General features: G+C 61.9%; 38 protein-coding genes and 1 tRNA gene. 25 read left to right on the forward strand and 14 right to left on the reverse strand.

Translation table 11 applies throughout. The features are described from left to right. The first annotated feature begins 478 nt into the window (after window positions 1-478). From RAM80_RS07675 to RAM80_RS07730, 12 genes are all read left to right on the forward strand, one after another. A complete protein-coding gene (locus RAM80_RS07675; protein WP_416425623.1) occupies window positions 479-718 on the forward strand; it encodes a hypothetical protein in 240 nt (79 codons plus the stop codon). Beyond that, entirely contained in the window at window positions 715-900 is a 186-nt protein-coding gene (locus RAM80_RS07680; RefSeq protein ID WP_008369849.1) for a hypothetical protein, read from the forward strand. The genes RAM80_RS07675 and RAM80_RS07680 overlap by 4 nt, the downstream gene beginning before the upstream one ends. A gap of 114 nt (window positions 901-1,014) precedes the next feature. Next, window positions 1,015-1,422 (forward strand): hypothetical protein, encoded by a 408-nt coding sequence (locus RAM80_RS07685; RefSeq protein ID WP_416425624.1) that lies wholly within the window; start codon window positions 1,015-1,017, stop codon window positions 1,420-1,422. Further along, window positions 1,419-1,622, forward strand: a complete 204-nt coding sequence (locus RAM80_RS07690) for a hypothetical protein (protein WP_416425625.1) — start codon at window positions 1,419-1,421, stop codon at window positions 1,620-1,622. The genes RAM80_RS07685 and RAM80_RS07690 overlap by 4 nt, the downstream gene beginning before the upstream one ends. Beyond that, window positions 1,619-1,804, forward strand: coding sequence for a hypothetical protein (locus RAM80_RS07695; protein WP_416425626.1), 186 nt, complete (start codon window positions 1,619-1,621; stop codon window positions 1,802-1,804). Before RAM80_RS07690 ends, RAM80_RS07695 begins: the two co-directional genes overlap by 4 nt. A gap of 247 nt (window positions 1,805-2,051) precedes the next feature. Next, complete coding sequence (locus tag RAM80_RS07700; RefSeq protein ID WP_416425627.1) at window positions 2,052-3,176, forward strand: hypothetical protein; 1,125 nt, start codon at window positions 2,052-2,054, stop codon at window positions 3,174-3,176. Window positions 3,177-3,183: 7 nt separating this feature from the next. After that, window positions 3,184-3,963 carry an ERF family protein gene (locus RAM80_RS07705; RefSeq protein ID WP_416425628.1) on the forward strand — a complete coding sequence of 260 codons (780 nt, stop codon included), beginning with the start codon at window positions 3,184-3,186 and terminating at the stop codon, window positions 3,961-3,963. After that, window positions 3,947-4,564, forward strand: a complete 618-nt coding sequence (locus RAM80_RS07710; RefSeq protein WP_416425629.1) for a lambda exonuclease family protein — start codon at window positions 3,947-3,949, stop codon at window positions 4,562-4,564. Before RAM80_RS07705 ends, RAM80_RS07710 begins: the two co-directional genes overlap by 17 nt. A 14-nt stretch (window positions 4,565-4,578) precedes the next feature. Then, entirely contained in the window at window positions 4,579-5,037 is a 459-nt protein-coding gene (ssb, locus tag RAM80_RS07715) for a single-stranded DNA-binding protein (protein ID WP_416425630.1), read from the forward strand. 7 nt (window positions 5,038-5,044) lie between these two features. Then, complete coding sequence (locus tag RAM80_RS07720) at window positions 5,045-5,422, forward strand: hypothetical protein (RefSeq protein ID WP_416425631.1); 378 nt, start codon at window positions 5,045-5,047, stop codon at window positions 5,420-5,422. Window positions 5,423-5,503: 81 nt separating this feature from the next. Further along, window positions 5,504-5,866: a hypothetical protein gene (locus RAM80_RS07725; RefSeq protein ID WP_416425632.1), complete on the forward strand. Its 363-nt coding sequence runs from the start codon at window positions 5,504-5,506 to the stop codon at window positions 5,864-5,866. After that, entirely contained in the window at window positions 5,841-6,164 is a 324-nt protein-coding gene (locus RAM80_RS07730) for a hypothetical protein (protein WP_416425633.1), read from the forward strand. Before RAM80_RS07725 ends, RAM80_RS07730 begins: the two co-directional genes overlap by 26 nt. Before the next feature lie 132 nt (window positions 6,165-6,296). On the opposite strand, the gene RAM80_RS07735 is transcribed toward RAM80_RS07730, so the two are convergent. Further along, complete coding sequence (locus RAM80_RS07735; RefSeq protein WP_416425634.1) at window positions 6,297-6,806, reverse strand: hypothetical protein; 510 nt, start codon at window positions 6,804-6,806, stop codon at window positions 6,297-6,299. Window positions 6,807-6,965: 159 nt separating this feature from the next. Between RAM80_RS07735 and RAM80_RS07740 the strand changes: the two genes are divergently transcribed. The 10 genes from RAM80_RS07740 (at window position 6,966) to RAM80_RS07785 (ending at window position 13,184) form a co-directional block, all read left to right on the forward strand. Next, entirely contained in the window at window positions 6,966-8,828 is a 1,863-nt protein-coding gene (locus RAM80_RS07740) for a DNA cytosine methyltransferase (RefSeq protein ID WP_416425635.1), read from the forward strand. Window positions 8,829-8,894: 66 nt separating this feature from the next. Next, window positions 8,895-9,383, forward strand: a complete 489-nt coding sequence (locus RAM80_RS07745; protein ID WP_416425636.1) for a hypothetical protein — start codon at window positions 8,895-8,897, stop codon at window positions 9,381-9,383. After that, on the forward strand, window positions 9,380-9,592 hold the full coding sequence (locus tag RAM80_RS07750) for a hypothetical protein (RefSeq protein ID WP_416425637.1): 213 nt from the start codon (window positions 9,380-9,382) through the stop codon (window positions 9,590-9,592). The genes RAM80_RS07745 and RAM80_RS07750 overlap by 4 nt, the downstream gene beginning before the upstream one ends. Further along, window positions 9,589-10,317, forward strand: coding sequence for a hypothetical protein (locus tag RAM80_RS07755; RefSeq protein WP_416425638.1), 729 nt, complete (start codon window positions 9,589-9,591; stop codon window positions 10,315-10,317). The genes RAM80_RS07750 and RAM80_RS07755 overlap by 4 nt, the downstream gene beginning before the upstream one ends. A gap of 93 nt (window positions 10,318-10,410) precedes the next feature. Beyond that, window positions 10,411-10,605 (forward strand): hypothetical protein, encoded by a 195-nt coding sequence (locus RAM80_RS07760; protein WP_416425639.1) that lies wholly within the window; start codon window positions 10,411-10,413, stop codon window positions 10,603-10,605. Further along, complete coding sequence (locus RAM80_RS07765; RefSeq protein WP_416425640.1) at window positions 10,602-10,976, forward strand: hypothetical protein; 375 nt, start codon at window positions 10,602-10,604, stop codon at window positions 10,974-10,976. Before RAM80_RS07760 ends, RAM80_RS07765 begins: the two co-directional genes overlap by 4 nt. Then, on the forward strand, window positions 10,973-11,128 hold the full coding sequence (locus tag RAM80_RS07770; RefSeq protein WP_416425641.1) for a hypothetical protein: 156 nt from the start codon (window positions 10,973-10,975) through the stop codon (window positions 11,126-11,128). Before RAM80_RS07765 ends, RAM80_RS07770 begins: the two co-directional genes overlap by 4 nt. Then, a complete protein-coding gene (locus tag RAM80_RS07775) occupies window positions 11,125-11,319 on the forward strand; it encodes a hypothetical protein (RefSeq protein ID WP_416425642.1) in 195 nt (64 codons plus the stop codon). The genes RAM80_RS07770 and RAM80_RS07775 overlap by 4 nt, the downstream gene beginning before the upstream one ends. A gap of 51 nt (window positions 11,320-11,370) precedes the next feature. Beyond that, complete coding sequence (locus RAM80_RS07780) at window positions 11,371-11,673, forward strand: hypothetical protein (protein WP_416425643.1); 303 nt, start codon at window positions 11,371-11,373, stop codon at window positions 11,671-11,673. A gap of 311 nt (window positions 11,674-11,984) precedes the next feature. Continuing rightward, a complete protein-coding gene (locus RAM80_RS07785) occupies window positions 11,985-13,184 on the forward strand; it encodes a tyrosine-type recombinase/integrase (protein ID WP_416425644.1) in 1,200 nt (399 codons plus the stop codon). Between the two features lie 78 nt (window positions 13,185-13,262). On the opposite strand, the gene RAM80_RS07790 is transcribed toward RAM80_RS07785, so the two are convergent. The 9 genes from RAM80_RS07790 to thrS all read right to left on the reverse strand — a co-directional run bounded on the left by RAM80_RS07790 (window position 13,263) and on the right by thrS (window position 20,730). Further along, a tRNA-Pro gene (locus RAM80_RS07790) sits at window positions 13,263-13,339 on the reverse strand. Between the two features lie 106 nt (window positions 13,340-13,445). Beyond that, complete coding sequence (locus RAM80_RS07795; RefSeq protein WP_158155781.1) at window positions 13,446-13,802, reverse strand: MerR family transcriptional regulator; 357 nt, start codon at window positions 13,800-13,802, stop codon at window positions 13,446-13,448. Beyond that, on the reverse strand, window positions 13,783-14,085 hold the full coding sequence (gene ihfA, locus RAM80_RS07800) for an integration host factor subunit alpha (protein ID WP_002553164.1): 303 nt from the start codon (window positions 14,083-14,085) through the stop codon (window positions 13,783-13,785). Before ihfA ends, RAM80_RS07795 begins: the two co-directional genes overlap by 20 nt. A 3-nt stretch (window positions 14,086-14,088) precedes the next feature. Then, a complete protein-coding gene (gene pheT / locus RAM80_RS07805) occupies window positions 14,089-16,467 on the reverse strand; it encodes a phenylalanine--tRNA ligase subunit beta (RefSeq protein ID WP_416425647.1) in 2,379 nt (792 codons plus the stop codon). 21 nt (window positions 16,468-16,488) lie between these two features. Further along, complete coding sequence (gene pheS / locus RAM80_RS07810) at window positions 16,489-17,505, reverse strand: phenylalanine--tRNA ligase subunit alpha (protein ID WP_416425648.1); 1,017 nt, start codon at window positions 17,503-17,505, stop codon at window positions 16,489-16,491. A 110-nt stretch (window positions 17,506-17,615) separates the two neighbouring features. Beyond that, on the reverse strand, window positions 17,616-17,972 hold the full coding sequence (gene rplT, locus RAM80_RS07815; RefSeq protein ID WP_002553161.1) for a 50S ribosomal protein L20: 357 nt from the start codon (window positions 17,970-17,972) through the stop codon (window positions 17,616-17,618). 29 nt (window positions 17,973-18,001) lie between these two features. Beyond that, complete coding sequence (gene rpmI / locus RAM80_RS07820; RefSeq protein ID WP_027620572.1) at window positions 18,002-18,196, reverse strand: 50S ribosomal protein L35; 195 nt, start codon at window positions 18,194-18,196, stop codon at window positions 18,002-18,004. Between the two features lie 60 nt (window positions 18,197-18,256). After that, a complete protein-coding gene (infC, locus tag RAM80_RS07825; RefSeq protein WP_176572446.1) occupies window positions 18,257-18,808 on the reverse strand; it encodes a translation initiation factor IF-3 in 552 nt (183 codons plus the stop codon). Continuing rightward, window positions 18,808-20,730, reverse strand: a complete 1,923-nt coding sequence (thrS, locus tag RAM80_RS07830) for a threonine--tRNA ligase (RefSeq protein ID WP_416425649.1) — start codon at window positions 20,728-20,730, stop codon at window positions 18,808-18,810. The genes infC and thrS overlap by 1 nt, the downstream gene beginning before the upstream one ends. A gap of 331 nt (window positions 20,731-21,061) precedes the next feature. Here thrS and RAM80_RS07835 point away from each other — a divergent pair, with 331 nt between their 5' ends. Continuing rightward, a complete protein-coding gene (locus RAM80_RS07835; protein WP_416425650.1) occupies window positions 21,062-21,367 on the forward strand; it encodes a hypothetical protein in 306 nt (101 codons plus the stop codon). Window positions 21,368-21,654: 287 nt separating this feature from the next. Continuing rightward, window positions 21,655-21,867, forward strand: a complete 213-nt coding sequence (locus tag RAM80_RS07840) for a cold-shock protein (protein ID WP_003234260.1) — start codon at window positions 21,655-21,657, stop codon at window positions 21,865-21,867. A 68-nt stretch (window positions 21,868-21,935) separates the two neighbouring features. On the opposite strand, the gene RAM80_RS07845 is transcribed toward RAM80_RS07840, so the two are convergent. Together RAM80_RS07845 and RAM80_RS07850 are read right to left on the reverse strand one after the other, a co-directional pair. Continuing rightward, window positions 21,936-22,265, reverse strand: coding sequence for an I78 family peptidase inhibitor (locus RAM80_RS07845; protein WP_416425651.1), 330 nt, complete (start codon window positions 22,263-22,265; stop codon window positions 21,936-21,938). 119 nt (window positions 22,266-22,384) lie between these two features. Further along, window positions 22,385-22,687: a hypothetical protein gene (locus RAM80_RS07850; RefSeq protein WP_416425652.1), complete on the reverse strand. Its 303-nt coding sequence runs from the start codon at window positions 22,685-22,687 to the stop codon at window positions 22,385-22,387. Window positions 22,688-22,878: 191 nt separating this feature from the next. Between RAM80_RS07850 and RAM80_RS07855 the strand changes: the two genes are divergently transcribed. Then, window positions 22,879-23,070, forward strand: coding sequence for a hypothetical protein (locus RAM80_RS07855; protein WP_416425654.1), 192 nt, complete (start codon window positions 22,879-22,881; stop codon window positions 23,068-23,070). 403 nt (window positions 23,071-23,473) lie between these two features. Here RAM80_RS07855 and rbsD read toward each other — a convergent pair whose 3' ends face one another. Next, on the reverse strand, window positions 23,474-23,878 hold the full coding sequence (gene rbsD / locus RAM80_RS07860; protein ID WP_416425655.1) for a D-ribose pyranase: 405 nt from the start codon (window positions 23,876-23,878) through the stop codon (window positions 23,474-23,476). Continuing rightward, a complete protein-coding gene (rbsK, locus tag RAM80_RS07865) occupies window positions 23,875-24,795 on the reverse strand; it encodes a ribokinase (RefSeq protein ID WP_416425656.1) in 921 nt (306 codons plus the stop codon). The genes rbsD and rbsK overlap by 4 nt, the downstream gene beginning before the upstream one ends. Window positions 24,796-24,800: the final 5 nt, after the last annotated feature.

Genomic DNA, 24,800 nt, shown 5'->3' on the forward strand with positions numbered 1-24,800 from the left:
CACCTTAGCAACGCAAAACCGTATGAGCCCTGGTGGAAGGCGTGGGAGGTCTAGCCCACACGACCAGAAATGACGGTGACAGTGAGCGGGATAGACCGACCGAGCGGGAAAGGCCCGCCCGATCACCTCGAAAGAGGCTGCATCGGAATGTCGGCGCCCCATGAAAAAAGCTGATCCAGGCCAACTGTTTGTATGCGAACGGGCGGACGTAGTTAGGCATCTTGGTCAGGACCGACATTCCAATGCAGCTTCCATAGGTGGCCACTGCCTTCCCAGTGAGCGAGCCACAGGAGATACCGCCATGTAACCGGACAGCGCGCCGAGGCCTCCCAACTGCGGCAACGCCTACCAGAAAGCCCGGGCAAATCTCGGGCTTTCGCCTTCCCCGAACCCTCCAGACAGCTCCCTCCCCGCGCCCAACGGCAACCAGCGGGACGAAGGTGGCTGTCTTGAGGGTTCTGATAACGAGGATTCAGCGATGTGCGATTGCAGAGCGAAATTCGAAAAACTGGCGGCAGAACGGTACCCGGAGATAACCGGTGCCAAGGCGACACTGTCCGGCTACATGCTGATTCCGTCCGGGATTCAGTACGCCGAGTGCGAGGTTATTGGCACCCGACAGACCGCCAAGGGCAAGACAGTGAAGGCCAAGGCGACCATCAACGTGCTCGGCAGCTACTGCATGTTCTGCGGCGAGAAATTCCCGGAGGCAGCATGAGCCTGAAGGACCAGGGCTTTCGTTTCTGCGTCAGCCCCAACAAGCAGGATGCCCGCTGGCTGCATCCCGCTGTCCGGAAGGCGATGCACGCCGACTGGATCGATGTGACGGACTGGCCCAGCGAAAAGTTGCTGGCCTTCCTGCTACCTGAGCCGCAGCAGCATGAGCTGTTTTCAGCGTAACAACCCTCTTTCCATTTCAAGACCGCATCGGCAGGTGCCAGGCCACCATTCACGGTGGGTTTGGTCACCCGCGCCTGGTATCTGACCAATGCGGTCCACATCACGGAGGCCACCATGGCAGCCCTGCTCAAACACATCCCTCAAGAAGAGGAAAGCTTTCTGGAGTCGCAAGCAGGCCAGGAATGGCTGGCAGAGGCTGCGGACGACCTCCTCCACCGGCGCAACGTTGAGGCGCCGAATGCAGTCGGCAAGCCGAAGGTGTTGGTCAGCTTCAACCGGCTGACCGAGGCCCTGGCCGAGCACAACGCCACCCAGCTCGACGCCGGGCGCTGCGTTGAGCAGATCCTGATTGCGATCTTCGCCGTGGGCCCCGGCCATCCCCTGTTCATGCTGGCCGCCCGCGCCGTCGGCGGCGAAAGCGTGGTGCCGGATCTGGCCTACAACCTGGCTGCGCCGCATGCTGACACCTACCGCGACGCCGCCCGCGAGGTAGCACGAATTGAGCAGGAGTGCGGGTTTTGAACCGCCCAGCCAGCGTGCACGTGCAGATCTCGCAGGCGCTGGATGATCTGGACCGGGACGACGCCCCACGCTTCTACGAGGTATTGGTAGAGCGCCAGATCATCCGCTCCATGCAGTCCACCCTGATCACCATCGAAGAATTCCACTACTACAGCGCGCGTCTGCGGCGGATCTGCCAGCGGCGCAAGGAGGCTGCATGAGCACTGCACCCGTGAAAACGCTGATCGACGAGCAGCTCGAAGAAGTGGCCGGCACCGACCCTGCCGACGTGATCAAGCGCGCCGAGCGCCTGGGCTTCATCGGCTGGCCAGTCAAATCGTACCGCGAGCATCAAGGCTTGTGGGTTCACCGCTACAGCAAGGAGCAGCGAAATGCGCAATAAGTACCCCGGTACCTGCTATCGGTGCCACGGCCATGTAGCCGCCGGCGCGGGCCACTTCGAGCGGCACCAAGGTGGCTGGCGAACCCAGCACGCCCAGTGCGCCATTCAGTATCGCGAGGCCAAGCGGGCCGCGCAGGAGCAACAGCCATGATCGCCCTCCTCTGGTTCTGCTACGCCTACAACGTCAAGTAACCCCCTTCCCCTATCTATCGCAGCGCCCCGGTGACGGCATGGCGCAGGAGCAATCATGTCCGCAAAACAGCAGGTCATCACAATCGACGACATCAGCCAGGAAAACGTGCCGGCTATCTACGTGGCCGGCGGCCTCAAGCAGTTCCTGGAGCACGCAAAGGCCCAGGCCACCGGCGAGGTTCCGGACCTGACCACCCGCAAGGGTCGCGAGCGTATCGCCAGTCTGGCCGCGCAGGTCAGCAAGTCCAAGACCGCCGTGGAGAAGCCGGGCCGCGAGTACCTGAAGCGGCTGAAGGAGATGCCCAAGGTCATCGAGGCCGAGCTGCGCGAGTTCGTGACCAGCATGGACGCGCTTCGTGACGAGGCGCGCCAGCCGCTGACCGACTGGGAAAAGGCCGAGGATGCACGGGTGGATGCCCACAACGACGGCATCCAGCGCATCAAAGATCTGGCTGTGTTCGCCGAGCCGCCGGCCGCGGCGCACGTCGCCCAAGTCATCGCCGACCTGGAACTGGTAGCGCTGGACGATAGCTGGCAAGAGTTCCTGCCCGAGGCCGCCCAGGCCAAGGATCAGGCGCTTGCCAGCCTGCGCGGCCAACTGGCCCAGCGCCAGGCGTACGAAGCCGAGCAGGCCGAACTGGCCCGGCTGCGCCGCGAAGCAGACGAGCGCGCCGAGCAAGACCGCATCCGTCTGGCCCAGGAGGCAGCCGTCGAGGCCGAGCGTCAGCGTGTGGCCCAGGAGCAGCAAGCCGAGCGGGATGCAGCTGCCAAGCGTGAGCAGGAACTGAAAGGCCAGGCCGCGGCACGGGAGCGCGAAGCCGAGAACCAGCGCCTGCAGTTGCAGCTCCAGGCTGAGCAGGCCGAGCGCATGGCGGCCCAGGCGGAAGCAGACAGGCTGGCAGCTATTCAGGCAGCGGAAATCGCACGGATCGAAGCAGAGAAGAATGCCGAGCGCGCCGCCGATCAAGCCCGCCTGGACGAGCAGCGCCGCCAGAAAGAAGCCGCTGACGAGATCCTGCGCCAGGAACGGCTGCGTGAAGCCGACAAGGCCCACAAAGGCGCCATCTACAAGGCAGCCAAAGAGGCCTTCATGGCCAACGGCATGAGCGAAGATTGCGCCCGCCTGGCCGTGAAGCTGGTGGCCAGCGGCTTCATCCCAGCTATGAGCATTCAATACTGAGGTTCCTATGAGCAACGTAGCCCGAGTTGACCAGGCCGCCCTGCCAGTGCAGGCGGCAGAATCGGCCACCATCCTGCAGATCATCCAGCAAGTGGCCATGTCCCCTACCGCCGACATCGACAAGATGGAACGGCTGATGTCGATGCACGAACGCTTCCAGGCGCAGCAGGCCAAGCAGCAGTACGACGAAGCGCTGGCCCGCATGCAGGAAGAACTGCCGGTGATCGGCGAGCGCGGCGGCATCAAGGACAAAAACGGCCGCATCCAGAGCACCTACGCGCTCTGGGAAGACATCAACGAGGTGATCAAGCCGGTTCTGGCCCGACACGGCTTCGCGATCACCTTCCGCACGCCGCGCAACGAACGCGGGATCGAAGTGGAAGGCGTGCTGAGCCATCGCGGCGGACACCGGGAGACCACTTCCCTGCTGCTGCCGGCCGACACCAGCGGCAGCAAGAACGGCGTCCAGGCCGTGGCCTCCAGCGTGAGCTACGGCAAGCGCTACACCGCCGGCGCCCTGCTCAACTTCACCACCACCGGCGAGGACGACGACGGCAATGGCGGCGGTGCAGCGGTTACCCCGCGCGTCACGTCCGCCCAGGCCGCCCAACTGGCCATGCTGCTGGAAAAGTGCAGCGAGAAGGCCAAGAAGGCGTTCGCTGGCATCCACGGCACGCCGTCGGCAGTCGAGAAATGCATGTTCGACCAGGTGCTGGCAATGCTCACCAAGTCGGCGAACCAGAACGCGAAGAATCCTGAAGGGGAAGGCAATGAAGATCATCAGTGACGTTGAGCAAGGCACCCAGGCGTGGCTGGACCTGCGCCTGGGCATCATCACTTGCAGCGAGTTGGACAGCCTGCTGGTGAACGGCAAGGGTGAAGCGGGCTTCGGCGCCGGGGCATTCACCTACATGAACACCCTCATCGGTGAGCGCATCACCGGTGAAGCCGCCGATCCTTTCCAGGGCAACCGGCACACCGAGCGCGGCCATGAGTACGAGGGCATCGCCCGCGGCCTGTACGAAAGTCGCGAGGATGTGAAGGCCCACCAGGTGGGCATCATCCTGAACCACGGCATCGGCTACTCGCCCGACTCGCTTATTGGCGACAAGGGCCTGACCGAGATCAAGACCAAGCTGCCGAAGCTGCAGGTTGAAGTGATCCTGGGCGGCGAGATCCCGAAGGAGCATATCGCTCAGTGCCAGGGCGGTCTGTGGGTCTCCGAGCGCGAGTGGATCGACTTCGTGTGCTACTGGCCCGGCATGCCGCTGTTCATCAAGCGCGCCTACCGCGACGAAGTGCTGATCCGCAAGCTGACCGAACGCGTTGCCACCTTCTACGAAATCCTCGACGAGCGCATGAACAAGGTGCTCGGCCTGGCCGCATAACTCAAGGAATCACGATGCCAACTCTTACCGATATCGGCCGGCTGGGCCGAGACGCTGAACTGCGCTACACCCCCAACGGCGACGCCGTGTGCAACCTGGCTCTGGCCTGCGAATACGGCCGCAAGGGGCAAGACGGCAAGCGCCCCACCCAGTGGATTGATGCAACGCTTTGGGGTAAGCAGGCCGAGGCCATGGCGCCCTACCTGTTGAAGGGGCAGCAACTGCATTTCACCATCGACGATGCCCACGTCGAGACCTACGCCAAGGGTGACGGCAGCCAGGGAGTCAAGCTCACCGGCAAGGTGATCATCATCAAGTTCGCCGGCGCACCACCCGCCCAGCAGCAACCGGCGCCGCAACAGCAGCGCACTCAGCAGCAGGCGCCGCGCACCCAGCAATCACGGCCCGCGCCACAGGCCGCTGCCCAGCCAGCCCAAGACTTCGACAGCTTCGACGACGACATACCGTTCTGAGGTGCCCATGATCGATCATGAAATCCTGGCAGGCGCCGAGCGCCAAGCCGAACTGGAGGCCGCAAAAGCGGCCTTCTTCATGTCTGGCGGGCAGGTCCAGCAGTGCGGCCTGAGCGAAACCCACCCCCGCCGGCCGCTGTCCTGGAACACCGCCATGACCCAGCGGGCCGGTGCGCGCCGCGAGTTTATGCAGAAGGAGCGGGATCTGGCGGGCCTCATTCGGACCCATGCCGTAATGGACACTGCCCACGGCCCGGTGACACGCACGGCCATCCAGTTGCGCAACAAGCTGCGTACCCTCGGCGAGAAGCTGACCACGCCGCAGGTTGAGCAGATCGCAGCCAAGTACCAGGTGCAACTGGCCTACGCGGGGCGCCGGGTTTGAAGCGGCTGAATAACCGAGTGCGCCAGCGCCGCCGGCAAGACCAACTCTACTTACCGCCCAGTGGGCTGCAGGAAGACCAATATGCAAAAGACAGCGTCTGGAGTCGTGACCCTTCCGTCGTGGATGAAGTCGGTGAAGAAGCTCTACAACACCCGGAGCGGCGGCCAGTACCGGCCTGATGATGTGGCCGTGGCGTTTGCGCTAAGTCTGCGCTTCCACGACAGCGCCGACGAACTCCGCGCACTGGCCCACCGCCTGGTGGACAAGGTCTGCCTCGAACACCAGCCGAACATGAGGCGCCTGGCCCGCGAGCCGGATGATGCCGAGGTATTCGACGCCGCGCTGCGCATCATCAACCGGGTCTGCGACCTGATGGAATACGGCCCGGGCACCACCTTCGTGAGAAATGGAGATCAGCATGGCACTGACTCAGCAGCAGCGTGACGAACGCCGCCACGCCAAGGCAGCAGCGCTACAGGAAGAGGATCTGAGGCTGAAGGTGCGCCCAGGCACCAAGCAGGCCCTGGCCGAACTGATGCAGTGGGCCGGGATCGAGGAGCAGGGCGAGGCGATGACGCTGATGATTCATCGGCTGCATGAGCTGGGCCCGGCCGGCGCGCTGCCGCTGCTGGAACCGCCGCGCCACGAAATAGCACTATCGCGAAAAGTGGCGCTGGCGTTTGAACGGAAGAGCCTGCTGATGATTCAGAAGGATCCGGGGGACGAAATTCTGTCCCCCTGACCCCCTTATCCGTTTTTGGTTGGCTTCACCTTCGGCATTGGCGGAACTCCTCCAACCGTTGCCGGAAGATTCTTGTCACTTACCTGCGGTTTACCGCCCTGTTGCTTTCCGCTTGGTGTAGGCCTGACAACCTTATTCGACATCTTCAGTTTCCCCGTGATAATTCTTGAAATACAACGTTGCTTCGCGTTCTGCTTTTTCCATCAGATCGGCATCATGCGGGATGACCAAGACGCCGATGGTGTCCGACATGATCTTTGTCTTCGCCTTTCTGATTTTATACCTTGCATCGTTCACTTCAGCGGCTGTCAGCTCCCCTTCCGAAACCGCAAACCACCCATGTTCAGCCTGATCAAACAGTACAGTCAACGAGGTCACAGCCAAGCTGATTGGTTTAATCCTTGATTTGAACGGAAGAAACGCATAAATAGCGGTCACTACTTGTGATGCAGCGATGAGCGTTGCCCACAGTGGTGCAAGGTCTTTCCACAGAGCCCATCCACCAATACTGGTGCTGGACACAATTGCCATGAAAACCTTGATCCGCCGCTCCCAGTTTTCAGCGCTCTCCTGATGAAGAGCCAAGTACTTTTGATGGCATTTGAGCTCGTACAGCTCCGTCCAATACTGCTTCTGGTACATCGTTTTACCCTTGCCTAGAACTGAGCCGGCAACAGCAATACCTCACTTCAACGAATTACGCCACCTCAGCGCTGACCGCCAGCGCCTAACCCCACCCTCCCCTATATCGCCACCTCGGCCAGCCATCGGCAGGCGGGCGGCTGTCCGAAAGGAATGCCCATGACCTCATTCAAGAAACACCCGCTCGACTTCAAAACCCAGTACGGCCTGGGCTTCGACCCGCAAGACGATGAGATCGTGGTCGACTTTTTCTGTGGTGGCGGCGGCGCCGGTACCGGCCTGGAGATGGGCCTGGGCCGCGCGGTGGCAGTGGCCAAAAACCACAGCGCCGCGGCGATCAGCATGCACACCGCCAACCACCCAGCGGCGCGCCACTTCACCACCGACGTGTTCGAGGGTGACCCGGACGAGGAATGCGGCGGGCGCGCCGTGGGCTGGTTCCACATGTCGCCCGACTGCACCCACCACAGCCAGGCCGCCGGCGGCCAGCCGCGCAAGCGCGAGATCCGCAACCTGTCGTGGATCGGCCTGAAGTGGGCGGGCAAGAAGAAGCCCCGGTTGATCAGCCTGGAGAACGTGAAGCAGATCCTGCAATGGGGCCCGCTGATCGCCAAGCGCGACAAGGCCACCGGCCGCGTGATCAAGCTGGTGAGCGTGATGGGCGCTAAGGGCAAGGAGAAGATCGAACACCACGTAGCAGAACCTGGTGAGGTCGTGCCGGTGGGCCAGCAGTTCCTGGTGCCGGACCCAAAACGCCGCGGTACCACCTGGCGCCGGTTCGTGGCCCTGCTGGAAGGCCTGGGCTACGCGGTCGAGTGGCGCATCATCAAGGCCTGCGACTTCGGCGCGCCGACCAGCCGCGAGCGCCTGTTCATGATCGCGCGCTGCGACGGCCAGCCCATCGTGTGGCCGGAGCCAACCCACGCCAAGAACCCGGTGAAGGGCCAGCAGAAGTGGCGCACCGCTGCCGAGTGCATCGACTGGTCGGTACCGACCCGCAGCATCTTCGGCCGGAAGGAAGAGCTGGCCAGCGCCACCCTTCGCCGAGTCGCCAAGGGCATGAAGAAGTTCGTCATCGACAACCCTGCGCCCTTCATCGTGCCGATCGCGAACTGGTCGGGCACCCTGGCCCAGTCCGCGCAGGAGCCGCTGCGCACGGTGACGGCTTGGCCTCGCGGTGGGTCGTTCGCCATGGCCAGCCCGATCATCGCACCAGCCACGCACCAGGGCAGCGACCGGGTGAACGACCCAACCGAGCCCCTGCCGACGGTGACGTGCGCCAATCGCGGCGAGCTGACATTGATCAGCCCTACCCTGATCCAGACCGGCTACGGTGAGCGTGCCGGCCAGCAGCCTCGAGTGCCAGGCCTCGATCAACCTCTGGGCACGGTCGTCGCCGGCGGCGCCAAGCATGCGCTGGTGACGGCCTTCATGGCGCAGATGAATGGAGGCTTCAACACCACCCACGCCAAGGGCATGGACGAGCCCATGACCACCGTGACCAACACCGGCAGCCAGCAGCAGCTGGTAAGTGCCCACCTGGCCACCCTGCGCAAAAACTGCGTGGGCCGCGGAATGGGCGAGCCGGTGGGCACCATGACCGCCGGCGCCGAGCACCACGCCCTGGTCGAATACAAGCTGTCGCCCGAGCACGAAGAAGGCGCCCTTAGAGTGGCCGCCTTTCTGGTCAGCTACTACGGCACCGAGAACACCAGCGGCTGTGACCAGCCCGCGCCGACCATCACCACCAAGGACCGCCTGGCCCTGGTCACTGTGCACGTCAAGGGCACGCCCTACGTGATCGTCGATATCTGCCTGCGGATGCTGCAGCCCCATGAGCTCTACAAGGCCCAAGGCTTCCCGGCCACCTACAAGATCGACAAGGGCGCCGACGGCAAGCTGTTCACGAAGACCCAGCAGGTGCACATGTGCGGCAACAGCGTCAGCCCGCCGCCGATGGCGGCGCTGGCCCGGGCCAATGACCCTTGGCGCGCCGCGGCAAGCCAGTCGAAGGCGGCATAGCGCCAAGAGCACATTTGTACTTCTCCCCTATCACAGCCTGCTGCGGCAGGCGCAGAGGACAGATAGATGAACTACCCCGAAGACGATCAGAACGAGATCAACCGGCTGCATAACGATTTTGTGCACCACTCGCCAAGAAGCAATGACGACCTGATCGCGCTTCAGGATGCGAGCTATGCGCTTGGCCTGAAGCGGGGGCAGGCCCATGAGGCTGCTCTGCAGCAGCGCCTGAACGAGGCGGATCAGCGCCTTGACGAAGCCACGCAGCGTGTCCGGGAATCCCAGGCCGAGCTGCTTGAGATGAAGGCGTCCATCGGCTTTCGCGGATTCACACTGGGGGTGATCGGTCGCAACGACCTCTTCCTCAGCCAACTTACCAAAGACAGACCTTCCTGCTGCGTCCAAATGCCTGAAGAGAAGGCCCTGCTTGCAAGTGGCGATTACACCCCTGAAGAGCTCTACGGCGTCGGTGGCAAGCCGTCGTGCCCCAAGTGCCACAAGGCCAGTGCGACCGGTGGGCAGATGACCAAGGACAGCCCGGAGGTGGGATCGTGAGCTCGAAATTCATCATCTTTGAAGACCGCAAGGATTACCTAATGTACGTCACGCACATTGCTGGCTCGGTCGGCCAGTTCAACGGTGAGCATGAGGCCTTCCGGTTTGCTTCTCGCGCCGAGGCTGAAGACGTCTGCTCATGGTTGAATGACCCCGAGACTTTTCACTGCGATCACGGGGAATTCAAGGTAAGAGAGGTCGCAGTATGAGCAAAGACCAAATCAGCGTTCCGCGTGAGCTGCTGGAGCGCCTCGAGCGCATCTACATGGACGGCATGAGCATCTACGGGGAGTGCGAAGAGATTCGCGCGCTGCTGGCCCAGCCGAACACCTGCACCAAGGACGGCGGCCAGTGCGGCCTGGGCGGGTACTGCGAGCCGTGCCGTAACGTTGAGTCTGCGGCAGACCACCACTGGAACTGCCCCAACTGCCCGCCACCTGGCGCCACGCACACCATCAGCGGCCAGTTCTACAGGAAGGCCGATGGTTCCTGGCTGGTGTTCGGCCACAAGCGCGATTGGGTGCCCAGTGATGCGCCGGCAGGCTGGAACGATACGAACCTGGTGCCGCTGCTGCCAGAACCTGCACTCGCCCGCTGCACCTGCCCCTCCGGCGACGGCTCGCTGCGGTGGCCTTGCCCGGTTTGTCCGCCTGAGCCGGTGGCATATCTATGCGAGGCAACCCACGAAAGCGGCAGGCCCGCTAAGTGGCTCCAGTACGGCAGAAAGATCAGCAATCTTTGGCGCGCAGATGAAGTTTCGTTGGTACCGCTCTACCGCCATTCGGCCGCCCAGGCGCCGGTGGTGCTTCCGGAGCGTAGAGGTGTACCACGAACAATCCCATCCTATAGAGCCGAGGGCTGGAACGCGTGCCTCGACGAATTCAAGCGCCTCAACCCGGGCATCACTGGAGCCGCGCCGCTCAGAAAATCTTGAGCCGGCCCGGAAAATCTCCAGTCCCGCCCTTTCCCCGTAGATTTCTTTCACTTTCAAGCCAGCCGCTGTAGCGGTGTGGCGAGGTATTGCCCGATGAAACAGAAGACGATCGATACCAAGGTGCTCGAGCATTTGCAAACCGTGGATGGCTCGACTGCTTGGGCCATGTGCGGCGCCGTCGGAGCGGAGCGCGAGGATGTGAGCAAGGCCTGCCAGCGCCTCAAGCGCCGAGGTCTGGTCCGCACCTCGCCTGACCTGAAAGCCTACTGGCAGGCGGTGAAGCCATGACCGACTACACCGAACTGAAGCGCCTGGCAGAGGCTACAGAGCCGGCTTCTTGGTATCACCCAGAGAGCCATGGGTTGCGCAGTATCACCGGGGCTGAGGAGCGCGCGTTCATCTCGGCTACCAGCCCTGCCGCAATCCTGGCCCTGCTGAACGAACTCCAAAACCTGCGCACCGTCCAGCGCGCATCCTTCAACGCCTCTGGCCAGATCAAGGCTGCGGCCTCTGAACTGGGCTTCAACCCTGCTCAGGAGAAAGGAGCGCTGGAGTATCTGATTGGGCTGGCCCGAGAGGTGACCGGGCTGCGCGAAAAGTGCGCCAGGCTGGAGGAAGACAATGAGGCGATGTGGGAAAACCCTGGAGATCTGTTATGACCGACCGTGACAAGTTCGAGCAGGCCTACGCCGAGGACAACAACTGCACCGTCACCTGGTGCCAGAGCCAGCGCCTCACCAACGGCAGCTACCTGGATCGCTATATGTCCAGGGCCTGGCATTGGTGGCAGCGAGCCAAGGAGGCGGCATGAGGATCCTGCCCCGAAAGGGCTGGCTACGGCGCCGGGCTGAGGCTGCCGCGATCCGCCTGGTCGCGCGCATCCTCGATGGACGCAACGTAGCACGGTGCGCCGTTGTATCCCGCCGCGACAACAACGACATGTACTACATGGCCGAACACCTGGACGGCATCGCCGACCGCATCACCCGCCAGTACACGTAACCCCTCACCCACTCTCTACTGCCTGCCGGGGTTCGGCGGGAAGGATCAATCATGCCTGAAATTAAGCACACGCCTGGCCCATGGCTTATCGACCCCGTGGACAACGAATACATTGTCCCGGCCTCCGAACCTGACAGCATCGGCATAGCGATAGTAAGCACCATCGATCCAATGCAGGAAAAAAGGCGCTGGTGGTTTGGCCCGGAATCCCTGGCCAACGCCAAGCTGATAGCCGCCGCGCCTGACCTGCTGGAAGCCCTACAGGACCTGGTAACCGAACTGGGCGACGACTGGAACATGCTCCACAACTACCTGGACCGCGCTCGGGCAGCAATCGCCAAGGCCACCCAATAACCCCTTCTGCCGCCATAGGGCGGATGGAGCATACCCATGGCAACTGCAACTGCGGCCAGATCCAGCGGCATCCAGCCGCGGTTCATTCGGGCCAGTGACGCGCCGGGCTATCTCGGCATGTGCAAGGAAGAATTCAGGAAGACGGTCAGGCCTTTCGTGCGCGAGTTCCCCATCGGGGAGCGCGGCGTTGGCTTCGACCGCCTGGAGCTTGACGACTGGGCCACGGCGTATGTCGAGGCCAGGGCAATTGATAAACCTGGCGCTTCGGAGCAACAATCTCTCCGCAGCGGGCGCCAAAACGGAGATACACGATGGCGCGGAAAACGATCACAGGCCTCTCCCAAAGGAAAGGCATCTGGCATATCGACAAGAGGGTCGGCGGAGAACGACTTTATGAAAGCACTGGAACTAGTGACCGGGAAGAAGCAGAGCGCTACCTGATCCATCGCCTGGAGAAGCTGCGGCAGGAGAAAGTCTACGGCGTGCGGAAGGTGCGCACCTTCAATGAGGCAGCAGCGCGATACCTCATTGAAAACCAGGGACAGCCGTCAATAAAACTGACGGCGCTTCACCTCAAGCAGCTGCAACCCTTCATCGGGGATATGCCGCTGACCCATATCGATGACGAGGCCTTGGCCCTGTTCATCAAGGATCGGCAGTCACCGAAGCGAATGGCGGACGGCAAGATTAAGCCCGGCGTGGCAAATCGGACGGTGAATATTTCGATTGAGCGGGTGGTACGGGTGTTGTCGCTGTGTGCCAGGAAGTGGCGAGACGATGAGCGCAGGCCGTGGCTGGATAGCGTGCCGATGCTCACGAAGCTGGAAGAGAAGAAGTCGAGCCGCAAGCCTTACCCAATGTCCTGGGATGAGCAGTCGATTCTTTTTGGGGAATTGCCGGCGCACCTGCAGTCGATGGCCCTGTTCAAGGTGAACTCGGGCTGCCGGGAGCAGGAGGTCTGCAAGTTGAAGTGGGAGTGGGAGATACCGGTACCCGAGTTGGGCACCAGTGTGTTTTTGATACCTGCCGACTTCGGCGGCCGGCATGAACGGTCAGGGGTGAAGAACGGGGATGAGCGCCTGGTGGTGCTCAACAGCGTGGCGAAGTCGGTTGTAGACCAGATGCGCGGCAAGCACCGTAGCTACGTTTTCCCGTTCGGGCAGCCGGACGGAGATGGTCAGCCAACGCAGATCCACCGGATGAACGACTCAGCCTGGAAGAAGGCCAGGGTCAGGGCGGCAAAGAAGTGGCAGGAGAAGTTTTTGCGGCCGGCGCACGCTGGGTTTGCCAGCATCCGCATTCACGACCTGAAGCACACCTTTGGCAGAAGGCTACGTGCAGCAGGCGTGACTGAGGAGGATCGCAAGGCTTTGCTCGGCCACAAGAACGGCAGCATTACCAGTCACTACTCGGCAGCAGAACTGGAACAGCTTATCAAGGCGGCAAACATGGTGTCAGCAACCGACTCGCGCGGCCCGGCACTGACAATTTTGAAGAGGAGGCAGGCATGAAAAACAGAGAAGTCACGCAAAAGTCACGCACATGAAAAAGCCCAACCTTTTCAGATTTGGCTAAGTCATTGAATTATATGGTCGGGACGGAGTGATTCGAACACTCGACCCCTAGCACCCCATGCTAGTGCGCTACCGGACTGCGCTACGCCCCGACTAGGCGTGAAACCTGTTGCTTTAGAGCTGTTCCTTGTTGAAGGGAACGATCAAGAATATACCGCAAGCTTTTGAAAAGTGGAAGTATTTTCTCGACCCGATTTGTTACTTTTTCAGTACGACCAACACGTCTTCCAGTTCCGAGATCATCTGACGAATCAGCTGCTTGTACTGGGTGGTGTCGTCCTTGGCTTCGTCGCTGGACAGGCGCAGGCGCGCGCCGCCAATGGTGAAGCCCTGGTCGTAGAGCAGGGCGCGGATCTGCCGGATCATCAGCACGTCCTGGCGCTGATAATACCGGCGGTTTCCGCGGCGCTTGACCGGGTTGAGCTGAGGAAACTCCTGCTCCCAGTACCGCAGTACGTGGGGTTTTACGGCGCAAAGTTCACTGACCTCACCAATGGTGAAGTAGCGTTTGCCAGGAATCGGCGGAAGCTCGTCGTTATGACTTGGTTCCAGCATATGCCTCAACTCGGGCCTTCAACTTCTGCCCTGGACGAAAGGTGACCACACGGCGAGCCGTGATCGGGATTTCCTCACCGGTTTTCGGGTTGCGGCCAGGCCGCTGGCGCTTGTCGCGCAGGTCAAAGTTGCCGAAACCGGACAGTTTGACCTGCTCGTTGTCTTCCAGAGCGTGCCTGATTTCCTCGAAAAACAGTTCGACCAATTCCTTGGCCTCCCGTTTGTTCAGGCCCAGCTCTTCGTAAAGACGCTCGGCCATCTCAGCTTTCGTCAGAGCCCCCATGCGCTACTTCCTTAACGTGGCATTCAACCTTTGTTCGAGCGAGGTGAGGATAGCTTGCGTCGTGGAATTCACCTCATCGTCATTAAGAGTGCGCGATGGATGCTGCCAGGTCAAGCCAACTGCAAGGCTTTTTCTATTGGGATCAATACCTTTACCTTGGTAGACGTCAAAAAGGCTGAGGTCCGTGAGCCATTCCCCTGCATTTTCACGAATAACCTGCATGATCGCGCTAGAAGGCACTTCAAGATCCGCCACCAAGGCCAGGTCGCGACGCACTTCAGGGAACCGGGACAGTTCCGAGAACTTCGGCAACTTGCCTTCGGCCACTTCCGCCAGCACCAGTTCGAAGACGAACACCGCGCGGTCCAGGCCCAGGGCTTTTACCAGCTCTGGGTGCAGGGCGCCGAGGTAGCCGACTTCGCGACCTTCACGCACGATGCGCGCGGTCTGGCCTGGGTGCAGCGCCGGGTGCTTGCCTGGCTCGAAGCTGAACTGCGCCAGCGCGCCGGCGAAGCCCAGCACCGCTTCCACGTCCGCCTTGGCGTCGAAGAAGTCCACGGTGTCACGGCCTTGCGCCCAGCCTTCCGGCAGGCGGGTGCCGCAGATCAGGCCGGCCAGCATGGGCTCCTGCTTCAGGCCGTCCAGCTGGCCAACGAAGCGCAGGCCGCTTTCGAACAGGCGCACGCGGGTCTGCTGGCGATTGAGGTTGTGTTGCAGCGCCTTGACCAGGCCCGGCAGCAACGAACTGCGCATGGCAGCCATGTCGTTGGAGATCGGGTTGGCCAGCAGCAGCGGCTCGACGCCTGGGTTGAACAGCTCGAACCACTTCGGATCGATGAAGCTGTAGGTGATCGCTTCCTGGTAGCCACGGGCAACCAGCAGGCGACGCAGCTCCGGCAGCTCGCCACGGGCTTCGGCCTTGGCTTGCGGGGCCAGGCGGGCTTGCGGGTAGCGAACCGGCAGGTGGTTGTAGCCGTACAGGCGCGCCAGTTCTTCGATCAGGTCCACTTCCAGGCTGATGTCGAAGCGATGGCTTGGCACTTCTACGCGCCATTGGCCTTCACCTTCGGCAACGATGCCCAGGCCCAGGGCGGCGATCAGGCTTTCGATCTGCGCGGCCGGCATGTCCATGCCCAGCATCTGGCTGACGCGCTCGGCACGCAGGGTGATCGGCGCGATGTTCGGCAGGTGTTGCTGGCTGACGGTCTCGATGATCGGGCCAGGCTCGCCACCGGTGATTTCCAGCAGCAGGCCAGTGGCGCGCTCCATGGCTTCGCGGGCCAGGTTGAAGTCCACGCCACGCTCGTAGCGGTGCGAGGCATCGGTGTGCAGGCCGTAGGAACGGGCCTTGCCAGCGACGGCGATCTGGTCGAAGAACGCGCTTTCCAGGAAGATGTCGCGAGTCTTGGCGGTCACACCGCTGTGCTCGCCACCCATGACACCGGCGATGGCCAGGGCACGGCTGTGGTCGGCAATGACCAGGGTGTCGGCGCGCAGGGTGACTTCCTGGCCGTCCAGCAGGACGAGCTTCTCGCCCTCCTCGGCCATGCGCACGCGAATGCCGCCGTTGATTTCAGCCAGGTCGAAGGCGTGCAGCGGCTGGCCCAGCTCGATCATCACGTAGTTGGTGATGTCGACGGCAGCGTCGATGCTGCGCACGTCGCTGCGGCGCAGGCGTTCCACCATCCACAGCGGGGTCGGCTTGGACAGGTCGACGTTGCGGATGACGCGGCCCAGGTAGCGTGGGCAGGCGGCAGGCGCCAGCACTTCCACCGGGCGCACTTCGTCGTTGACCGCGGCCACGGCAGGCACCACCGGACGTGCGACAGGAGCGGCGTACAGCGCGCCCACTTCACGGGCCAGGCCGGCCAGGGACAGGCAGTCGCCGCGGTTCGGGGTCAGGTCGACCTCGATGCTGGCGTCGTCCAGGCCCAGGTATACGCGGAAGTCTTCACCCACCGGCGCGTCGGCCGGCAGTTCCATCAGGCCGTCGTTGCCCTCGCCCACTTGCAGTTCGGACTGCGAGCAGAGCATGCCGTTGGACTCGACGCCACGCAGCTTGGCCTTCTTGATCTTGAAGTCGCCAGGCAGCTGGGCGCCCAGGGTGGCGAACGGGATCTTCAGGCCCGGGCGCACGTTCGGCGCGCCGCAGACGACCTGGAAGGTCTCGGTGCCGTTGCTGACCTGGCAGACGCGCAGCTTGTCGGCATCGGGGTGTTGCTCGGTGCTCAGCACTTCGCCGACGATCACGCCGGTGAATTCGCCAGCCGCGGGGGTGACGCTGTCCACTTCCAGACCGGCCATGGACAGACGGGCCACCAGCTCATCGCGGCCGACCTGCGGGCTTACCCAGCCACGCAGCCATTGTTCACTGAATTTCATCCTGCTCTCCTAATAATTCGTTTAGCGAAATTGCGCGAGGAAGCGCAAGTCGTTGTCGAAGAACAGGCGCAAGTCATTGACGCCATAACGCAGCATGGCGAGGCGCTCGGCGCCCATGCCGAAGGCGAAGCCCTGGAATTCTTCAGGGTCGATGCCAGACATGCGCAGCACGTTCGGGTGCACCATGCCGCAGCCCATCACTTCCAGCCAGCCAGTCTGCTTGCACACACGGCAGCCTTTGCCGCTGCACATCACGCACTGGATGTCGACTTCAGCCGAAGGCTCGGTGAACGGGAAGTAGGACGGACGGAAGCGCACGGCCAATTCTTTCTCGAAGAACACCCGCAGGAATTCCTCGATGGTGCCTTTCAGGTCCGCGAAGTTGATGTCGCGGTCGATCAGCAAGCCCTCGACCTGATGGAACATCGGCGAGTGGGTGATATCCGAGTCGCTGCGGTATACCCGGCCTGGGCAGACGATGCGAATCGGAGGCTGCGAAGATTCCATGGAGCGGACCTGCACCGGCGAGGTGTGGGTGCGCAGCAGCATGTTCGCATTGAAATAGAAGGTGTCGTGCATCGACCGGGCCGGGTGATGGCCTGGGATGTTGAGCGCCTCGAAGTTGTGGTAGTCGTCTTCCACCTCAGGGCCTTCGGCGATGCCGTAGCCGATGTGGGTGAAGAACTGCTCGATCCGCTCAAGGGTGCGAGTGATCGGGTGCAGGCCGCCAGAGGCCTGGCCGCGGCCCGGCAGGGTCACGTCGATCTGCTCGGCAGCGAGCTTGGCACTCAGTTCGGCTTCTTCGAAACCGGCCTTGCGTGCGTTGAGGACTTCTGTAACACGCTCCTTGGCGACGTTGATCAGCGCGCCGACTTTCGGGCGCTCATCGGCAGGCAGGTTGCCCAGGGTCTTCATCACCTGAGTCAGTTCGCCCTTCTTGCCAAGGAAGTGAACCCGGATCTGCTCCAGGGCATTGATATCTTCAGCGTTTTGCACGGCCTCCAGAGCTTGAGAGACCAGCGCATCCAGGTTTTCCATGTACAGACTCCAGATACAAAACAGGGGAAGAGCTTAAAGGCTCTTCCCCTGTTTATGACGTTTAACACCCGAAGCCGTGGAAAACGGCCCTGGGTGATTGTCGTGGGTACTTAGGCCAGAGTGGCTTTAGCTTTCTCGACAATCGCAGCAAACGCCGCTTTTTCGTTCACTGCCAGATCAGCCAGAACCTTACGGTCGATCTCGATGGACGCTTTTTTCAGGCCAGCGATGAAACGGCTGTAGGACAGACCGTTTACACGAGCACCAGCGTTGATACGGGCGATCCACAGAGCGCGGAACTGACGCTTCTTCTGACGACGGTCGCGGTAGGCGTATTGGCCTGCCTTGATGACCGCTTGCTTGGCAACACGGAATACGCGCGAACGCGCGCCGTAGTAGCCTTTAGCCAGTTTCAGAATCTTTTTGTGACGCTTACGGGCAATGACGCCACGCTTTACACGAGCCATGAGTAACTTCCTCTATCTTTGACCGAAAATTAACGAAGGCGCAGCATGCGCTCGACTTTTGCAACGTCCGATGCGTGCAGCAGGCTGCTGCCGCGCAGTTGACGCTTACGCTTAGTCGACATTTTGGTCAGGATGTGGCTCTTGAAAGCGTGCTTGTGCTTGATGCCGTTAGCGGTTTTCAGGAACCGCTTAGCTGCACCACTCTTGGTTTTCATCTTTGGCATGTTCGGATACTCCGCATTCAGTTGATAAACATAACCGCAAGGCCTGCCGTGCCCTGGTGGTTATTTCTTTTTCTTGGGGGCGATGACCATGATCAGCTGGCGTCCTTCCATCTTAGGATGCTGCTCGACGGAACCGTACTCCAGCAGGTCTTGTTCGACGCGCTTGAGCAGCTCCATCCCCAGCTCCTGGTGTGCCATCTCACGGCCGCGAAATCTCAACGAAATCTTGGCCCTGTCCCCATCACTAAGGAAACGTACCAGGTTGCGTAGTTTTACCTGGTAATCCCCTTCCTCCGTCCCTGGACGAAACTTGATTTCTTTTACCTGGATCTGCTTCTGGTTCTTCTTCGCCGCAGCAATCTGCTTCTTCTTCTCGAAGATCGATTTGCCGTAGTCCATGACTCGGCAAACCGGAGGCACTGCGTCGGCAGAAATTTCTACCAGATCCAGCTTCGCTTCTTCAGCGATACGAAGCGCTTCATCAATCGAGACGATGCCAACCTGCTCGCCGTCAGCGCCAATTAACCGAACCTCGCGTGCCGAGATATTCTCGTTGATCGGGGCTTTCGGTGCAGCTCGTTTATCTTGTCTCATTTCACGCTTAATAATAATTACTCCGAATCTTGGCGACCACGCCGGGAAACCGCTTGTGCGAGGAACTCGGTGAACTGGGCGACGGGCATGGAGCCCAGGTCTGCACCTTCACGGGTACGCACAGCGACAGTTTGCGTTTCGACTTCCTTGTCCCCGATAACCAGGAGATAAGGAACCTTGAGCAACGTATGCTCGCGGATTTTAAAGCCGATCTTTTCATTTCTCAAGTCAGACTTGGCACGGAACCCGCTTTCCGTCAGATTTTTTTCCACGGATTGCACAAAATCGGCTTGTTTATCAGTGATGTTCATGATCACTGCCTGGGTTGGCGCCAGCCAGGCCGGGAACGCACCTTCGTAGTGCTCGATCAGGATACCGACGAAACGCTCGAACGAACCCAGGATTGCACGGTGCAGCATGACCGGATGCTTGCGACCGTTGTCCTCGGACACGTACTCGGCGCCCAGGCGGATTGGCAGGTTGAAGTCCAGCTGCAGCGTACCGCACTGCCAGACGCGACCCAGGCAATCCTTCAGGGAGAACTCGATTTTCGGACCGTAGAACGCACCCTCGCCCGGCTGCAGGTCGTACGGCAGGCCAGCAGCGTCCAGCGCGGCGGCCAGGGCGGACTCAGCACGATCCCACAATTCGTCGCTGCCTACACGCTTTTCTGGACGAGTGGAGAGCTTGAGTTGGATATCCTTGAAGCCGAAGTCGCTGTACACGTCCATGGTCAGCTTGATGAACGCGGCCGATTCGGACTGCATCTGCTCTTCGGTGCAGAAGATGTGCGCATCGTCCTGGACGAAGCCGCGCACGCGCATGATGCCGTGCAGGGCGCCCGAAGGCTCGTTGCGGTGGCAGGCACCGAACTCGGCCAGGCGCATCGGCAGCTCGCGGTAGCTCTTCAGGCCCTGGTTGAACACCTGCACGTGGCATGGGCAGTTCATCGGCTTGATGGCGTAGTCGCGGTTTTCCGACTCGGTGGTGAACATGTTTTCGGCGTAGTTGGCCCAGTGGCCAGACTTTTCCCACAGGCTGCGGTCAACGACCTGTGGAGTCTTGATCTCCAGGTAGCCGTTGTCACGCTGCACCTTGCGCATGTACTGCTCGAGCACCTGGTACAGGGTCCAGCCGTTCGGGTGCCAGAACACCATGCCCGGCGCTTCTTCCTGGAGGTGGAACAGGTTCAGGCGCTTGCCGATCTTGCGGTGGTCGCGTTTTTCCGCTTCCTCGATGCGCTGGATGTAGGCGGCCAGCTGCTTCTTGTCAGCCCAGGCGGTACCGTACACGCGCTGCAGCTGCTCGTTCTTGGCATCGCCACGCCAGTAGGCGCCCGACAGCTTGGTCAGCTTGAACGACTTGAGGAAACGAGTGTTCGGCACGTGCGGGCCGCGGCACATGTCGACGTATTCTTCGTGGTAGTACAGGCCCATGCTCTGGGTGTCGGGCATGTCCTCGACCAGGCGCAGCTTGTAGTCTTCGCCACGGGCGGTGAACACGTCGATGACTTCGGCACGCGGCGTGACTTTCTTGATGACGTCGTACTCGGTGTCGATCAGCTGCTGCATGCGCTGCTCGATGGCAGCCATGTCGTCAGGCGTGAAAGGACGCTCGTAGGCGATGTCGTAGTAGAAGCCTTCGTCGATGACCGGGCCGATGACCATCTTGGCGGTCGGGTACAGCTGCTTGACCGCGTGGCCCACCAGGTGCGCGCACGAGTGGCGAATGATTTCCAGCCCCTCTGCATCCTTGGGGGTGATGATCTGCAGGGTGGCGTCGTGTTCGATCAGGTCGCAGGCGTCGACCAGGTTGCCGTCGACCTTGCCGGCGACGGTGGCCTTGGCCAGGCCGGCACCGATGGATGCGGCGACTTCGGCGACCGAAACCGCGTGATCGAACGAACGTTGACTGCCGTCGGGAAGAGTAATGATGGGCATGGCGCCTCCTCTCCTAGTGGTGACCCCTACCAAAGGTCACGTGGGTTGGGATGAGCCAGTACAAGATTCGGCGGTATGCCTGCCTCACAGTGGCAGGAGCCGCTAGGCCAACCAGGACCGAACCAGAGTGACTGGAATAGTAAAAATGGTAACTCGGCATTGCGGTTGCCAAAGGAGCAACCCGCACCTGTCGAGGCCGATCACTCTAGCATATAAAACTACCGATGAGTGGTCGAAACCGGCAGGCTTGCAGGAACTTGATCGCTCGCCTTCACTCTGATGCAGGGCAAGCCATACTTCGAGTCAACCTGAACCCAAGGAGCATTACGGTATGCGTCTTCAATCGCTTTTCCTTTCCCTGGCCGCCTGCGCCGCGATCACCCTGCCCCAGCTGGCCAGCGCCGGCGAGTGGCCTGCGGGGGCGGAGAGCCAGTTCGTGTCGCAGTGCGAGAAATCCGCCGGCGAGCACACCACGGCCGACAAGGCCAAGGCCGCCTGCGCGTGCAGCGACAAGGCCATCACCAGCAAGCTGAGCACCGAGGAACTCAAGCAGGTTGCCAACTCGGACAACGGCGTGGACGCCCAGCTGCAGAAGAAAATGATGGACGCCGCTGCCAGCTGCCGCAGCAAAAAATGACCCGTTTTTCCGCCTTGCGTGCTGCTGCATGACCCACAGGGCCCGAAAATGGGCCCTGCATGGGTGAAATCTGTGTTTTTTTTCGGCTTTTTTTTAGCCCGCTTTTTTCCGCCAAACCCAATGAATTCAAGGGTATGGCGGGTTTTGCGGGTCAGGGACGAAAAAATAGCTGAGACAAATGCGCATCTAAAGAGCTATTCGGTCGAACAATTAGACTATGATAGCCCGGTGTGCCCAGTTGGCCTGAGCAGCACAGCACTACTTAATATGTTTCTTGGAGATACACCATGTCTAATCGCCAAACCGGCACCGTAAAATGGTTCAACGATGAGAAAGGCTTCGGCTTCATCACTCCTCAAGGTGGCGGTGACGACCTGTTCGTACACTTCAAAGCTATCGAATCCGACGGTTTCAAAAGCCTGAAAGAAGGCCAGACCGTTTCGTTCGTGGCTGAGAAAGGCCAAAAGGGCATGCAAGCTGCTCAAGTTCGCGGCGAGTAATCTCCCGAGCTAAAAAAAACCCGTCCTGGTGACGGGTTTTTTTGTGCCTGCGATTTGCCGCCAGGCGGTCAGCCGCAGTTGACGCGGGTCACGGTGCCGCTGCCATCGGCGTTGAGGTTCAGGCGGTCGGAGCGGTATTCCAGGGTCATCACGTCATTGGGCTTGAGGATACGGGCGATCTGCGAGCCCGAGCGGGTGCGCGCCTGCTCCAGCAATTGCGGGGTAGCCGGCTTGCCCACGGCGAACTGTGCGCCTTCGGCGTTGCAGCGGCCGTCGTTTGCTACCGCCGGCGAGCCACTCGCCGAACCACTGTCGCCCGAACCACCGCCGGACGATGCACAGCCCGCCAGGGCCATTGCCGCCAGCAGGGTCAACCATGATGCACGCATGCAGGACATGAAGCCTCCTTTGAGAAAATAGAACAGCCCCTGTGCGACAACGCGCGCGCGCAAGGGTTGCATGACACGCAGTCTGCCCCAGCCGTCCGGGGCTGGCGCAGCGCAATCGTGTCTAAATGTTAATAGACGTCGATGTAGTCGAAGGGCGGGTTCGGCCAGTTCTGTTTCAAGGCGTTGAAGATCTGCTGCACCCACACGTCGTCACAGGCCGCTACCTCGCCCACGTAGCCGGAGCCGGCCGCCCAGGTTTCCAGGCGAAAACACAGGCCCTCGATGTCCTGGCCACCGACCACGGTGGACAGCCAGGCGCGACCGTCACGGCGAACCCGCAACTGGTTGTGGACATGGTCGTCGCCCGCGGCGATCAGCTGGCGCACGGCGTCGAGGGTGAAGGCGTTCGGGTCATTCAAATCGATGTGCACAGGGGTATCCAGCCAGGCAAATAAGCCTGATTTTGGCACGATCCGCGCTTTATGCCTAAGTAGGAGTGCCAAACACTGCCGCAGATGGTTTACTTGGGCTCCCCGTGCAGGCCATTTGCCGCAACGGGGCTCAGCGGCCAGGGAAACGGCCCCGCTGATGCCATTCCCCCTGCTCAGGTAATTCACGCACCATGGCCAACGTAACCCTAGACGCCGACATCAAAGCCAGGTGGCCCCAGGGCCAATGCTCCTACAGCCCGGGCACCCCGGAGGAACTGGCGATCATTGCCATCGACCTGCTGGTCAAGGAACTGGGCACGTCGGCGGCGCAGTCGTTCATCGAGCAGGTGTTCAGCAAACACATCGCCCTAGCAGCCCTGTAGCAGCAACTGTCTTGAAGCGGCGTCGTCTGACACCGCGCATCCCCCGGCATACCGCGCAGCAGCCGGACGCAGCCTGCGGCAGCTGCTACGCGGATCGGTGTAGCCGCTGCCGAAGGCTGCGCTGCCCCTTCTCCACGCTGAAATTCTTCAGTGCACGCCGGGGCCAGCGCAGCCTGGCGGCAGCGGCTACAAATCGCGCGCAGCACCTGTAGCAGCGGCCGCAGGCCGCGTCCGAACACACCGCGCAACCCCCGGCATACCGCGCCGCAGGCTGCGCTGGCCCTTCTCCACGCTGAAATTCTTCAGCGCACGCCGGGGCCAGCGCAGCCTGGCGGCAGCGGCTACAGATCACGCGCAGCACCTGTAGCAGCGGCCGCAGGCCGCGTCCCACGCCCCGCCGGAGTTAAAAGGTAACGCCCGCTACCAGGATGATATTGCTGTAGGGCTGGCACTCACCGGTACGCACCACCGCCCGGGCCTGGCGGGTCAGTTGCTTGAACTCTTCGTGGCTGAGCAGCTGCCGCTCACCCAGGGCGCCCTCTCCGTCCAACTGCTGCAACACCCCTAGCGCCGGTGGCTGCGCGCCCAGGATCTCGCGCGCCAGCACGTGGCTTTCCACCTGCATTTCGCTGAGGATCACCTTCAGGGTCGAGACGAAGTCCGGCACGCCGGGCGTCAGCGCCAGGTCGATCAGCTCCACGCCCGCAGGCACCGGCAAGCCGGCGTCACCGATCACCACCAGGTCGCCGTGCCCCAGGGAGGCGATCAGCCGCGACAGGGCGATGTTGAGCAAAGGTGTCTTCTTCATGGGCGCGCGAACCCCGCCACGTCTGCCTGGGTCGGAATCGACGGCTGCGCACCCGCACGGGTGACGGACAAAGCGGCGGCCACCTGGCCGAAGGCGATGGCCGCGCGTTCGCTTTCACCGCGCGACAGCGCTGCAGCAAAGGCGCCGACGAAGGTATCGCCCGCCGCCGTGGTGTCCACGGCCTGCACCTTGGGCGCGGCGAAATGCTCGAAGCCAGCGCCATCAGCGAACAGCGAACCCTGGGCACCCAGGGTAATGATCACCTTGCGCGCACCCCGGGCCAGCAGCCAGGCGGCCGCCTGCTGCGCACCGGCAAGGGAGTCCACCGCAATACCGGTCAACGCCAGCGCCTCGCTTTCATTGGGGATCAGGTAGTCGATGTGCGCGAACCAGTCGGCGGGCAGCGGCGCGCTGGCCGGCGCCGGGTTGAGAATCACGGTCTTGCCCAGCTCGCGGCCGCGCTTGAGCGCGAACGCCACGGTCTGCGCCGGCACCTCCAGCTGGCAGACGATCACCTCGGCCTGCTGCAACAGCGCATCGGCGGCCGACACCCGTTGCGGGGTGACCTCGCCATTGCCGCCGGCGACAATGACGATGGCGTTCTGGCTGGCGTCATCGACGACGATCAACGCCACGCCACTGCTGACGCCCGGCACCGCATCCACCGCCTGGCAGTCGATGCCCTCGTCCAGCAACGCCTGGCGCAGCTGCACGCCGTAGGCATCGTCGCCCACGCAGCCGACCATCGCCGTGGGCGCCCCCAGGCGCGCCGCCGCCACTGCCTGATTGGCGCCCTTGCCGCCCGGCACCGTGGCGAAGCCGCTGCCCACCACGGTTTCACCCGGCTGCGGCAACCGCGAGGCGCGGGTCACCAGGTCCATGTTCAAACTGCCTACTACCACAACTTTCGCTTGCATGTGCC

The sequence above is a fragment of the Pseudomonas sp. App30 genome, assembly GCF_047947025.1.
Taxonomy (GTDB): domain Bacteria; phylum Pseudomonadota; class Gammaproteobacteria; order Pseudomonadales; family Pseudomonadaceae; genus Aquipseudomonas.

What these genes read in the sequence shown, in the direction of transcription:
- RAM80_RS07675 (WP_416425623.1), top strand. Translation starts at nt 479, where the DNA reads ATGTGCGATTGCAGAGCGAAATTCGAAAAACTGGCGGCAGAACGGTAC.
- RAM80_RS07680 (WP_008369849.1), top strand. Translation starts at nt 715, where the DNA reads ATGAGCCTGAAGGACCAGGGCTTTCGTTTCTGCGTCAGCCCCAACAAG.
- RAM80_RS07685 (WP_416425624.1), top strand. Translation starts at nt 1,015, where the DNA reads ATGGCAGCCCTGCTCAAACACATCCCTCAAGAAGAGGAAAGCTTTCTG.
- RAM80_RS07695 (WP_416425626.1), top strand. Translation starts at nt 1,619, where the DNA reads ATGAGCACTGCACCCGTGAAAACGCTGATCGACGAGCAGCTCGAAGAA.
- RAM80_RS07700 (WP_416425627.1), top strand. Translation starts at nt 2,052, where the DNA reads ATGTCCGCAAAACAGCAGGTCATCACAATCGACGACATCAGCCAGGAA.
- RAM80_RS07705 (WP_416425628.1), top strand. Translation starts at nt 3,184, where the DNA reads ATGAGCAACGTAGCCCGAGTTGACCAGGCCGCCCTGCCAGTGCAGGCG.
- RAM80_RS07710 (WP_416425629.1), top strand. Translation starts at nt 3,947, where the DNA reads ATGAAGATCATCAGTGACGTTGAGCAAGGCACCCAGGCGTGGCTGGAC.
- ssb (WP_416425630.1), top strand. Translation starts at nt 4,579, where the DNA reads ATGCCAACTCTTACCGATATCGGCCGGCTGGGCCGAGACGCTGAACTG.
- RAM80_RS07720 (WP_416425631.1), top strand. Translation starts at nt 5,045, where the DNA reads ATGATCGATCATGAAATCCTGGCAGGCGCCGAGCGCCAAGCCGAACTG.
- RAM80_RS07725 (WP_416425632.1), top strand. Translation starts at nt 5,504, where the DNA reads ATGCAAAAGACAGCGTCTGGAGTCGTGACCCTTCCGTCGTGGATGAAG.
- RAM80_RS07730 (WP_416425633.1), top strand. Translation starts at nt 5,841, where the DNA reads ATGGCACTGACTCAGCAGCAGCGTGACGAACGCCGCCACGCCAAGGCA.
- RAM80_RS07735 (WP_416425634.1), bottom strand. Translation starts at nt 6,806, where the DNA reads ATGTACCAGAAGCAGTATTGGACGGAGCTGTACGAGCTCAAATGCCAT.
- RAM80_RS07740 (WP_416425635.1), top strand. Translation starts at nt 6,966, where the DNA reads ATGACCTCATTCAAGAAACACCCGCTCGACTTCAAAACCCAGTACGGC.
- RAM80_RS07745 (WP_416425636.1), top strand. Translation starts at nt 8,895, where the DNA reads ATGAACTACCCCGAAGACGATCAGAACGAGATCAACCGGCTGCATAAC.
- RAM80_RS07755 (WP_416425638.1), top strand. Translation starts at nt 9,589, where the DNA reads ATGAGCAAAGACCAAATCAGCGTTCCGCGTGAGCTGCTGGAGCGCCTC.
- RAM80_RS07760 (WP_416425639.1), top strand. Translation starts at nt 10,411, where the DNA reads ATGAAACAGAAGACGATCGATACCAAGGTGCTCGAGCATTTGCAAACC.
- RAM80_RS07765 (WP_416425640.1), top strand. Translation starts at nt 10,602, where the DNA reads ATGACCGACTACACCGAACTGAAGCGCCTGGCAGAGGCTACAGAGCCG.
- RAM80_RS07770 (WP_416425641.1), top strand. Translation starts at nt 10,973, where the DNA reads ATGACCGACCGTGACAAGTTCGAGCAGGCCTACGCCGAGGACAACAAC.
- RAM80_RS07775 (WP_416425642.1), top strand. Translation starts at nt 11,125, where the DNA reads ATGAGGATCCTGCCCCGAAAGGGCTGGCTACGGCGCCGGGCTGAGGCT.
- RAM80_RS07780 (WP_416425643.1), top strand. Translation starts at nt 11,371, where the DNA reads ATGCCTGAAATTAAGCACACGCCTGGCCCATGGCTTATCGACCCCGTG.
- RAM80_RS07785 (WP_416425644.1), top strand. Translation starts at nt 11,985, where the DNA reads ATGGCGCGGAAAACGATCACAGGCCTCTCCCAAAGGAAAGGCATCTGG.
- RAM80_RS07795 (WP_158155781.1), bottom strand. Translation starts at nt 13,802, where the DNA reads ATGCTGGAACCAAGTCATAACGACGAGCTTCCGCCGATTCCTGGCAAA.
- ihfA (WP_002553164.1), bottom strand. Translation starts at nt 14,085, where the DNA reads ATGGGGGCTCTGACGAAAGCTGAGATGGCCGAGCGTCTTTACGAAGAG.
- pheT (WP_416425647.1), bottom strand. Translation starts at nt 16,467, where the DNA reads ATGAAATTCAGTGAACAATGGCTGCGTGGCTGGGTAAGCCCGCAGGTC.
- pheS (WP_416425648.1), bottom strand. Translation starts at nt 17,505, where the DNA reads ATGGAAAACCTGGATGCGCTGGTCTCTCAAGCTCTGGAGGCCGTGCAA.
- rplT (WP_002553161.1), bottom strand. Translation starts at nt 17,972, where the DNA reads ATGGCTCGTGTAAAGCGTGGCGTCATTGCCCGTAAGCGTCACAAAAAG.
- rpmI (WP_027620572.1), bottom strand. Translation starts at nt 18,196, where the DNA reads ATGCCAAAGATGAAAACCAAGAGTGGTGCAGCTAAGCGGTTCCTGAAA.
- thrS (WP_416425649.1), bottom strand. Translation starts at nt 20,730, where the DNA reads ATGCCCATCATTACTCTTCCCGACGGCAGTCAACGTTCGTTCGATCAC.
- RAM80_RS07835 (WP_416425650.1), top strand. Translation starts at nt 21,062, where the DNA reads ATGCGTCTTCAATCGCTTTTCCTTTCCCTGGCCGCCTGCGCCGCGATC.
- RAM80_RS07840 (WP_003234260.1), top strand. Translation starts at nt 21,655, where the DNA reads ATGTCTAATCGCCAAACCGGCACCGTAAAATGGTTCAACGATGAGAAA.
- RAM80_RS07845 (WP_416425651.1), bottom strand. Translation starts at nt 22,265, where the DNA reads ATGTCCTGCATGCGTGCATCATGGTTGACCCTGCTGGCGGCAATGGCC.
- RAM80_RS07855 (WP_416425654.1), top strand. Translation starts at nt 22,879, where the DNA reads ATGGCCAACGTAACCCTAGACGCCGACATCAAAGCCAGGTGGCCCCAG.
- rbsD (WP_416425655.1), bottom strand. Translation starts at nt 23,878, where the DNA reads ATGAAGAAGACACCTTTGCTCAACATCGCCCTGTCGCGGCTGATCGCC.
- rbsK (WP_416425656.1), bottom strand. Translation starts at nt 24,795, where the DNA reads ATGCAAGCGAAAGTTGTGGTAGTAGGCAGTTTGAACATGGACCTGGTG.